Origin of the sequence: Thiobacillus sp. 65-1402 (assembly GCF_001897685.1) — a bacterium.
Lineage (GTDB): Bacteria > Pseudomonadota > Gammaproteobacteria > Burkholderiales > Thiobacillaceae > Thiobacillus.
Genome location: NZ_MKUG01000089.1, coordinates 1 through 9,818, shown reverse-complemented (window position 1 = coordinate 9,818; position 9,818 = coordinate 1). Strand labels below are relative to the sequence as shown.

The window sequence follows — 9,818 nt, the reverse complement described above, 5'->3', positions numbered from 1 at the left end:
CCGCCGACCTGCCCTCGGTCGATGTGATGCATGACGGCCAGAAAGTCACGATCATGCGCAATCAGGACCAGAAAAACACCATCAATCCCGATTTCGCCAAGACCTCGCGCAAATGCCCGCCTTTCTGCATTCAGCCGGGCGAGCTGGCGGCAGGCGTCGATACCATCGGAGAGCTTGAGATCATTCATTACCTGAAAAAAATGAGCGACGGCGACAAAACCATCATGGTGGTGGATTCGCGTACGCCTGACTGGGTCGAAAAAGGCACGATCCCCGGTGCGGTCAACATTCCGTGGGACAAGCTCAACATCGGCAAGTCGGATCCCATCACCGTGCAGGAGATCCTTGAAAAGCATTTCGGCGTCAGGAACCAGGATGGTTTCTACATGTTCGACAATGCCAAAACCGTCGTCATGTTCTGCAACGGCCCCTGGTGCGGCCAGTCGCCGACCAACATCAAAGGCCTGCTGAAAATCGGCTACCCGGCGAATAAAATCAAATGGTACCGGGGCGGCATGCAGGACTGGGAAGCGCTGGGACTGACCACGGTCAAGCCCGCGAAATAACCACGCACTGCCAGCAGCAGCAAAAACGGGGCGTCATGCCCCGTTTTTCATCCCCGCCCCGTAGACACCTGGTGCGCTCCACGCTGCGCGGGGAAGTGTCGATCCGGCTCTAGACGTGCGGCGTAACGGGCGGCAGCACCGAGGCCGGCGCCGCCTCGATGGCGACGATCTCGAACTGCATCGCGGCTAGGTCGGCCATGATGTAGGTGGGGGGGGCGCCGACGCCGCCGACGGTGCCGGGGTTGACCAGCCAGGCGTGTCCGCCTTTGACCGTGGTCACTTGCGAGATGCTGGATTTGTGATCGTGGCCGCAGCACACCAGGTCGTAGTCGCCAGTGCAGGCGAGCGCCTGCGCGTAATGCGGGTAATGCACCAGGAACAGATTGCGGCCGGCCAGGGTGAAGGCGGCGTCCTGGCCGTGATAGCGCACCACGCTGTTGGGCTCGGCTGCCAGCCGGCTCATGTTGTAGAGGTCGCCGGTGTTGTTGCCGTGGATGACGTGCACCGGCAGTTCGTATTTCTGCAGCACGCGCAACGTGGTCGGCGCGACCACGTCGCCGCAGTGCAGCACCGCCTCCGCCCCGTGCGCCTTGGCGTGCTCGACCGCCGCGCCCAACAGGCGGCGGTTGTCGTGGGAGTCGGAGAGGATGCAGACTTTCATGGTTGTTTGGGATCCAGGGGCTAGGAGTGAGGGATTGGGGGGCTTTGTGCGGCTTCGCCGCTCATTCCCTGGTCCCTGGCTCCTGAATCCTGGCCCCCTAGAAGGCCGGCTTGTCCTTGGCGTTGCGGTAGCGCTCGACGCCGGCGAGGATCTCGGCGCGCGCGTCGTCGATGCCGACCCAGCCTTCGACCTTGACCCATTTGCCGTTTTCGAGATCCTTGTAGTGCTCGAAGAAATGGGAGATCTGCGCCAGCAGCAGCGGCTGGAGGTCTTCCGGCTTCTCGACACCCTTGTACAGGCCGCACAGCTTGTCGACCGGCACTGCCAGCAGCTTGGCGTCGACGCCGGCTTCGTCGGTCATCTTCAGCATGCCGATGGGGCGGCAGCGCACCACCACGCCGGTGATCAGCGGAATCGGCGTCACGACCAGCACGTCGACCGGATCGCCGTCTTCCGACAGGGTGTGCGGAATGTAGCCGTAGTTGCAGGGATAGTGCATGGCGGTCGACATGAACCGGTCGACGAACATGGCGCCGGATTCCTTGTCGACTTCGTACTTGATGGGTTCGCCGTGGGCGGGAATTTCGATGATGACATTGAAGTCATCCGGCAGATTGCGGCCGGAGCTGACGCGGTCGAGACTCATGGGATATCGGGGGTTGAACGGGAAAGGCGGGCATTATACCTGCCCCCGCCCCGCCTCCGCACCGCGGGTGCGCCCGACTGCCGTTTCTAGGATAATCCCGCTATTTGCATGACGCTCTTCGCCCCCGCTTCCCAGCCTTCCGGCCCCCAGCGCAGCCAGTCCGGCCTCGCCGGCGCAGCCGATGCGCTTTATCTGGCCGAACTGGCGCGCCACGCCGCGCCGCTCGCCGTGGTGTGCGCCAGCGCGTGGGACGCCAACCGGCTGGCCGAGGAACTGCGCTGGTTCGATCCCGAGTTGCGGGTGTGCGCCTTTCCCGACTGGGAAACCCTGCCCTACGACACGTTTTCGCCGCACCCGGACCTGATTTCCGAGCGGCTGGCGACGCTGTACCAGATTTCGCGCGGCGAGTTCGACATCGCCGTGGTGGCGCTGTCCACCGCGCTGTACCGGCTGGCGCCGCCGGCCTTCATGGCCGCCCACACTTTCTTCCTCAAGCAGAAGGACACCCTCGACGAAGCCGCCTTTCGCGCGCAGATGGCGCTGGGCGGCTATACCCACGTCAATCAGGTATTCGCGCCAGGCGAATTCAGCGTCCGCGGAGGATTGATCGACCTGTTCCCCATGGGCAGCGCGCTGCCCTACCGCATCGACTTGTTCGACAATGAAATCGAGACGCTGCGCGCGTTCGATATCGACACCCAGCGCAGCATCTATCCGGTGAGCGAAATCCGCCTGCTGCCCGCGCGCGAATTCCCGTTCGACGAGGCCGGCATCACCCGCTTCCGGCAGAATTTCCGCGAGCGTTTCGAGGGCGACCCGTCCAAGTCCAAGCTGTACAAGGATGTCAGCAACGGCCTTGCGCCGGCCGGCATCGAGTATTACCTGCCGCTGTTTTTCGAGGAAACGGCGACGCTGTTCGACTATCTGCCCGCTGCCACGCGGCTGGTGGCGCACGGCGCGCTCGACCCTGCCGGCCAGGCGTTCTGGGCCGACGCGCAAGGCCGTTACCGCCTGCTGTCGGGCGACAAGGACCGCCCGCTGCTGCCGCCGGCCGACCTGTTCCTGCCGACCGACACGTTCTTCAGCCTGGCCAAGGGCTACACGCGACTCGACCTGGAACAGGGCGGCGACGGACTGGCCCGCCGTGTCCCGCCCATTTCGGTCGACCGCCGCGAAGCCCATCCGGTCGCCAAGCTGCAGGGCTTCATCGACGGATTCAAGGGCACGGCACTGATCGTCGCGCCGTCGGCCGGGCGGCGTGAAACCCTGCACGAATACCTTTCCGAACACGGCCTCCACGCCGCGCTGTGCGAAAGCTGGGCCGATTGCCGGCAGCACGCCGAGCGCATTCTGCTCACCCACGGCCCGCTGGCCGAAGGCTTCGTCACGTCGGACGGCCAGTTCGCCGTCATCACCGAAACCGAGCTCTACGCCATCCCGCCGAAGACCCGGCGCGCGCGCGAGGCCCGCGCCACGCAGATCGACAACCTGCTGCGCGACCTCTCGGAGCTGAAACCCGGCGACCCGGTGGTGCACGCGCAGTACGGCGTCGGCCAGTACCTCGGCCTGATCAACATGGACCTCGGCGACGGCGACACCGAGTTTCTGCAGCTCGAATACGCCAAGGGCGACAAGCTCTACGTGCCGGTCGCCAACCTGCACCTGATCTCGCGCTACAGTGGCGCCGGCGAGGGCGCGGCGCCGCTGCACAAGCTCGGCACCGACCAGTGGGAAAAGGCGCGCCGCCGCGCCATGCAGGCGGCGCGCGACACCGCCGCCGAGCTGCTCAACCTGTACGCGCTGCGCGCGGCGCGCGAGGGCCACGCGTTCCAGTTTTCGCCGCACGACTACGAGGCCTTCGCCGAGGGCTTCGGCTACGAGGAAACCCCCGACCAGGCCGCTGCGATTGCCGCGGTGATGGCCGACATGCAGTCGGGCAAGCCGATGGACCGCCTGGTGTGCGGCGATGTCGGCTTCGGCAAGACCGAGGTGGCGCTGCGCGCCGCCTTCATGGCGGTGATGGGCGGCTACCAAGTGGCGGTGCTGGTGCCGACCACGCTGTTGGCCGAGCAGCACTTCAACAATTTCTCCGACCGCTTCTCAGCCTGGCCGGTGAAGCTCGCCGAGCTGTCGCGCTTCCGCACCGCCAAGGAGCAGACCGAGGCGCTCGAAGCGCTGAAAGAAGGCAGGATCGACATCGTCATCGGCACCCACCGGCTGATCCAGAAGGACGTCAAGTTCGCCCGCCTGGGACTCGTCATCATGGACGAGGAACACCGCTTCGGGGTGCGCCAGAAGGAGCAGCTGAAGGCCTTGCGCGCCGAGGTCGACGTGCTGACGCTGACCGCCACGCCGATCCCGCGCACGCTGGCGATGTCGCTCGAAGGCATCCGCGATTTCTCGGTGATTGCCACCGCGCCGCAGAAACGGCTGGCGGTGAAGACCTTCGTGCAACCGTTTTCCGGTGGACTGATCCGCGAGGCGGTGCTGCGCGAACTGAAGCGCGGCGGCCAGATCTATTTCCTGCACAACGAAGTCAGCACCATCGAGGCGATGCGCGAGCGGCTGGAAAAGCTGCTGCCGGAGGCGCGTATCCGCGTCGGCCACGGCCAGATGGGCGAGCGCGAACTGGAACAGGTGGTGCGCGACTTCTATCAGCAGCGCTACGACATCCTCTTGTGCACCACCATCATCGAAACCGGCATCGACATCCCCACCGCCAACACCATCCTGATCAACCGCGCCGACAAGTTCGGACTCGCCCAGTTGCATCAGCTCCGGGGCCGCGTCGGGCGCTCGCACCACCAGGCCTTCGCCTACCTGCTGGTGGAAGAGGACCGTACCTTGACGCCGCAGGCGAAGAAGCGGCTGGAGGCGATCCAGTTGATGGAGGAGCTGGGTTCCGGCTTCCATCTCGCCATGCAGGATCTGGAAATCCGCGGCGCCGGCGAAGTGCTGGGCGACAAGCAGAGCGGCGAGATCCTCGAAGTCGGCTTCTCGCTCTACAACGACATGCTGGCCGGCGCGGTGGCGAGCCTGAAGGCCGGCAAGGAGCCCGACATGAGCCAGCCGCTCGGCGTGGTGTCCGAGATCAACCTGCACCTGCCCGCGCTGCTGCCGGAAGACTATTGCCCCGACGTGCACGAACGGCTGGTGCTGTACAAGCGCCTGGCGAGCGCCCATGACGCCGAGGAACTGACCCTGCTGCAGGAAGAACTGGTCGACCGCTTCGGCCGCCTGCCCGACCCGGCGCGCGCGCTGCTCGACACCCACCGTCTGCGGCTGGCCGCCCGCCTGCTCGGCATCATGAAGGTCGATGCCAATGCGGACAGCATCCTGCTGCAATTCGTGCCGCAGCCGCCGATCGATCCGGGCCGCATCATCCAGCTCATCCAGACCCGTCGCGACATCAAGCTGGCAGGTGAAAACCGCCTGCGCTGGCATGCGTCGTCCCCCCCCGACGCACGGGCGGCGAATGTCGTCTCCATGTTCAATTTTTTGAATTAAGTATTTGAAGACAAATCAAGATGAATCTGATCGTTCAGGGAAAAACCGTCTCCACCCCCAGTCTCGAGGCACTCGCCAAGCTGGCCGCCGCAGCAGCGATTGAAACGGTTTCAGCCACGACATTCCGGCTGGCGGGGGCCGACGACAGTCGGCGCGCCGAAATCGCCGCCTATTGCGACGCCCACGCCCTCGACTGCGGCTGGGTGCCTGCCGAGCGCCGCATCCGCGACTTTGGCCTGCTGGTGATGGACATGGACTCGACCCTCATCACCATCGAGTGCATCGATGAAATTGCCGACATGCATGGCCTGAAACCGCAGGTGTCGGCCATCACCGAAGCCGCGATGCGCGGCGAGATCGACTTTGCCGAAAGCCTGCGCCGGCGGGTTTCCCTGCTGGCCGGGCTGGACCAATCCGCGCTGCAACGGGTGTACGACGAGCGGCTGCAGCTCTCGCCGGGCGCCGAAGCCCTGCTGGCCGCCGCCCGCGCCGCCGGGATCAAGACCCTGCTGGTGTCGGGCGGATTCACCTTCTTTACCGAACGGCTGCAGTCCCGCTTGGGACTGGACTACACTGCAGCCAACTCGCTGGAAGTGGCCGGCGGAAAATTGACCGGGCGCGTGCTCGGCGATATCGTGGACGCCCAGGGCAAGGCCGACTGGCTCAACCGGGTGCGCATTGGGCTGAATCTGGCCCGTTCCCAGGTGATCGCCATGGGCGACGGCGCGAACGACTTGAAAATGATGGCTGAGGCCGCCCTCAGCATCGCCTACCACGCCAAGCCGGTGGTGCGCGCACAGGCCAGCCATGCCTTGAACCAGGTCGGGCTGGACGGGGCGATCCCGCTCCTCGGCGGCTAAAGAAACATCCCGGGCGGCCGATAAACCATTTGAGTACTCGGCCAGTCAAAGATCGAACAACAGCGACCAGGAATCCCCGTGAAAATCGACAAGCGCATCACCCCTCCCGCCGCCGCCAAAGTCTCAGCCGCCAAAGGCAAGGGAGCGGGAAAAACGGCCGCCCCCGCAGCGGGTGGCGGCGATTCGCTGACGCTGACCGAATCGAGCACCCGCATCCGTTCGCTGGAATCCCAGCTGGCTGCGACCGACATCGCGGATGCCGGCAAGATCGAGGCGGTCAAATCCGCGCTTGCCAACGGCACCTTCACCGTCGATGCCGAAGTGGTGGCCGACCGCCTGATCGACCACACCAAAGAAGCCCTGCGCAAACGTCCGCGTAAAAAGTAGAATCAAGCCTCGAATATTCTTTCGGGGTTCAGCATGAGCGAAATCGTTTTAGCCGTAACCGGCATGACCTGCGGCGGCTGCGTCAACAGCGTGCAGAAGGTGTTGGCCGCATTGCCGGGTGTGCACAGCGTCGAGGTCACGCTCACGCCGGCTCAGGCGCGCGTGGCATACGATCCTACCCGGATCGACCGTGCCGCGCTGGAACAGGCCGTCGTCAACGCCGGCTTTGGCGTAGCCGCCTGAAACGCCGGCCCTGCGCCCGGGTTTCATTCAGGCCTGATCGCACAGCTTTTCCAGGGGCTGCGGGCGGTGTATGCCGCTCCCCTGCACATAGTCCACCCCGATCTGCCTCAGCAGCGCCAGGATCTGATCCGACTCGACATACTCGGCCACCGTTTTCAGCCCCATCTGGTGGCCGATGCGGTGTATGGCTTCGACCATTGAACGATCGATCGGGTTGTTCATGATGTCGCGCACGAATGCGCCGTCGATCTTGAGGTAATCCACTTTCAGGTTCTTCAGATAAGTGAAGGACGACAAGCCGCTGCCGAAATCGTCCAGCGCGAAGCTGCACCCGAAGCCGCGCATAGCCTCGATGAAATCGTTGACCACGGCGAGGTTGCCGATGGCCGCCGTCTCGGTGATTTCAAAGCACAGGTGCGGTCCCAGGACGGGGTTTTCCTGCAGCCGCGCCAGCAGCATGCTGCGAAAAGCCGGGTCTTTGAGCGACGCCCCCGACAGGTTGACCGCGAACAGGTAACGCAACGCGCAGCCTGCCGCCAGATACTGCCGGCACAGGCGCAGCGCATCCTCGATCACCCAGCTGTCGAGCGCGGGCATGATGGAATAACGCTCGGCTGCCGGGATGAAAGCCATCGGCAGAATTTCGCTGCCGTCGTCGTCCACCATCCGCAGCAACAGTTCGACGTGGCGGGTGGATTCCGCTGCGCCGTCGGTGCGGCGGATTTCCTGCCACGACAAACGCAGGCGCTGCTCTTCCAGCGCCCGCTGAATCCGCGTCACCCATTGCATTTCGCCGCGGTGGCGCACCAGATCGGAATCGCGGCTTTCATACACGTGAATCTGGTTGCGGCCGCGGTCTTTTGCCACATAACACGCGGCATCCGCCGCCGACAGCAGGCCCGCTGCGGTGCCGCTGTCGCGGTTGATCGCCACCATGCCGACGCTCATGCCGACCGAGAAAATGCGTTCCCCCCATTTGAAGCGGAAGCGCTGCACCTCGGCGCGGAAACTGTCCGCCACTTCCAGCGCGCCCGGGATGCTGCAATTTTCCAGCAGCAGCGCAAACTCGTCGCCTCCCAGGCGAGCCAGCGTATCGCGTTCGCGCAGCTTGCCTTTCAGCAGCAGGGCCAACTGGCGCAGCAACTCGTCACCCGCCGCATGGCCGCAGGAATCGTTGATCACCTTGAATTGATCGAGGTCCATGTAACACAACGCATGTTCGCGATCTTGCTGCATGGCCGACAGCAGGGCGCGCTCCAGCCGCTGTTCGAATTCACGGCGATTGATCAGCCCCGTCAAGGCATCGTGGCTGGCCTGATAAACCAGGCGCGCCGTGGCCCGGTCGATTCTTTCCTGCATCTGATCCTGCATCGTCTGCAAATGCGCCGCCATGTGATTGACGCCGCGTTGCAGCATGCCCAGTTCGGCTTGTCCGCTCAGTTCCACCCGCTCGTCCAGGTGTCCCTCGCCAATGCGGCTGACGGTATGCGTCAAGGCCAGAATCGGCCGCGTGATCTGGCGCCCGATACGCCACGCCAGATAGAGGCTGACGCCCAGCCCCGCCAGCAGGATGGCCAGGCTGCGCAGGATCGCATCGCGCTGGCTCTTGATGGTGGCGCTGCGCGATACGTCCAGGCCGACCCAGCCCAGCAGCCGGGTCTGGGTACCCTGCGGCACCGCCCGTTCGCCGCTCGCATGGAAATCATCCACCACCACCTCGGTACGCGTGACCGGCGCGTAATACACCAGCCGGTCCTTGTATTCGATCTGGCGGATGCGATCCACCGGCAGCCCCCCCTGCTCAGGATAGGTCCATGCCCCGAGGCCGACCTGAGCCAGCCTCTGGCCGCTATCGGTGAATACCGCCACCCCGCGGATATCGGGCTCGATCGCCGCTTTTTCGAGCAGGGTCTGCAGCACCTCGATATTGCCCGAGGCCACGCCATATTCGGCCGCTGGCGCCAACTGGCGCGCAATCGCCACGGCACGGGTGCGCAACGATTGATCCAGATCGTCGATTTTCCCGGTAATGAGCTGAAACAGCAGCAGGACCCCGACAATCGCCACCGGCATCATGGCCAGAACCATGGCGCGCCCCCGTATCCCCAATGAAGCCGCCATCAGCGTCCCCCTCCCAAACGTTTTTCCAGTTCGGCTGCCGGCGGCAAGGCAAAGCCGAGCGAACGCGCCACCTGCTCATTGATCGAAATGCTGAAATAGGCAGGGGGGGCCGGCGACGGCAGACGCGCCGCTCCGCCCTGCAAGACGCTGCCTACCCATTCGGCAGTCTGGCGGCCGATCTGCGCCGGGCTGGAATGCAGCGACAACAATGCCCCCGCCCGCGTCAGCGAACGCGAATAGCCCAGCACCGGGTCGCGGTAGCGGTAGGACGTGAGCAGAATGCTTTGCGCCGTATTGCGGTTGAACACCTGCGAATCGGGAAAGGCCAGCAATAGATCAGCCTCGGACAACACGTTTTCAAGCTGGGGGATCAACCGTTCATCCTCGGCCAGGGTGGCGTGCGTCAGGCTGAGCCGCTGCGAACGCAAGGCCTCGTCCAGTTCCGTCAGCAGCCCGCCCTGTTCCCTGCTCAACAACACGCCCACACGTCGCACTTCGGGAAAAGCCAGGCGGATCAACTGTGCCTGCCGCTCGAACGGTTGATCCAGATAGATTGCCGATGCGCTGCGGCGGCCGCCGTCGCTCAGGCGGGCGCGCCCGCTTTTGAGATACCACGCCCGTGGCACCAGTACCGCCAGCACCGGCGACCGCGTCGGAAGCGCCGCCACTACTTCAGCTGCGTGCACCCCCACGGCAACGGTCAATCGGGCCTCGTTCAAAGAGGGGGTGGTCAATCCATCGGCATCCATCCGGCTGACCTCGTGAGGCGTGTCGTCCAGATGCGCACGGATGACCTGATAGACCTCCTGGTAGGGAGCCGAGTCGTC

Annotated in this window: 9 protein-coding genes; 5 read left to right on the top strand and 4 right to left on the bottom strand. The window is 64.6% G+C overall.

Translation table 11 applies throughout. From position 1 onward, the window contains the following. The coding region (locus tag BGO62_RS07425) for a rhodanese-like domain-containing protein (RefSeq protein ID WP_296640824.1) at window positions 1–566 on the top strand (566 nt) is incomplete at its 5' end. 109 nt (window positions 567–675) lie between these two features. Here BGO62_RS07425 and BGO62_RS07420 read toward each other — a convergent pair. After that, window positions 676–1,227, bottom strand: a complete 552-nt coding sequence (locus BGO62_RS07420; RefSeq protein ID WP_296640822.1) for a metallophosphoesterase family protein — start codon at window positions 1,225–1,227, stop codon at window positions 676–678. A 97-nt stretch (window positions 1,228–1,324) separates the two neighbouring features. Then, on the bottom strand, window positions 1,325–1,873 hold the full coding sequence (ppa, locus tag BGO62_RS07415; RefSeq protein WP_296640819.1) for an inorganic diphosphatase: 549 nt from the start codon (window positions 1,871–1,873) through the stop codon (window positions 1,325–1,327). 108 nt (window positions 1,874–1,981) lie between these two features. Here ppa and mfd point away from each other — a divergent pair, with 108 nt between their 5' ends. The 4 genes from mfd (at window position 1,982) to BGO62_RS07395 (ending at window position 6,870) form a co-directional block, all read left to right on the top strand. Continuing rightward, the gene (mfd, locus tag BGO62_RS07410; RefSeq protein WP_296640818.1) at window positions 1,982–5,380 is read left to right on the top strand and encodes a transcription-repair coupling factor; all 3,399 of its coding nucleotides are present in this window, start codon (window positions 1,982–1,984) and stop codon (window positions 5,378–5,380) included. 20 nt (window positions 5,381–5,400) lie between these two features. Further along, window positions 5,401–6,240, top strand: coding sequence for a phosphoserine phosphatase SerB (gene serB, locus BGO62_RS07405; RefSeq protein WP_296640816.1), 840 nt, complete (start codon window positions 5,401–5,403; stop codon window positions 6,238–6,240). 78 nt (window positions 6,241–6,318) lie between these two features. Further along, window positions 6,319–6,627 carry a flagellar biosynthesis anti-sigma factor FlgM gene (gene flgM / locus BGO62_RS07400; RefSeq protein ID WP_296640815.1) on the top strand — a complete coding sequence of 103 codons (309 nt, stop codon included), beginning with the start codon at window positions 6,319–6,321 and terminating at the stop codon, window positions 6,625–6,627. 33 nt (window positions 6,628–6,660) lie between these two features. Then, window positions 6,661–6,870, top strand: a complete 210-nt coding sequence (locus BGO62_RS07395; protein ID WP_296640814.1) for a heavy metal-associated domain-containing protein — start codon at window positions 6,661–6,663, stop codon at window positions 6,868–6,870. A gap of 27 nt (window positions 6,871–6,897) precedes the next feature. On the opposite strand, the gene BGO62_RS07390 is transcribed toward BGO62_RS07395, so the two are convergent. Further along, complete coding sequence (locus BGO62_RS07390; RefSeq protein ID WP_296640812.1) at window positions 6,898–8,958, bottom strand: EAL domain-containing protein; 2,061 nt, start codon at window positions 8,956–8,958, stop codon at window positions 6,898–6,900. 32 nt (window positions 8,959–8,990) lie between these two features. Next, on the bottom strand, window positions 8,991–9,818 hold an 828-nt coding region (locus BGO62_RS07385; RefSeq protein ID WP_296640810.1), incomplete at its 5' end, for an ABC transporter substrate binding protein.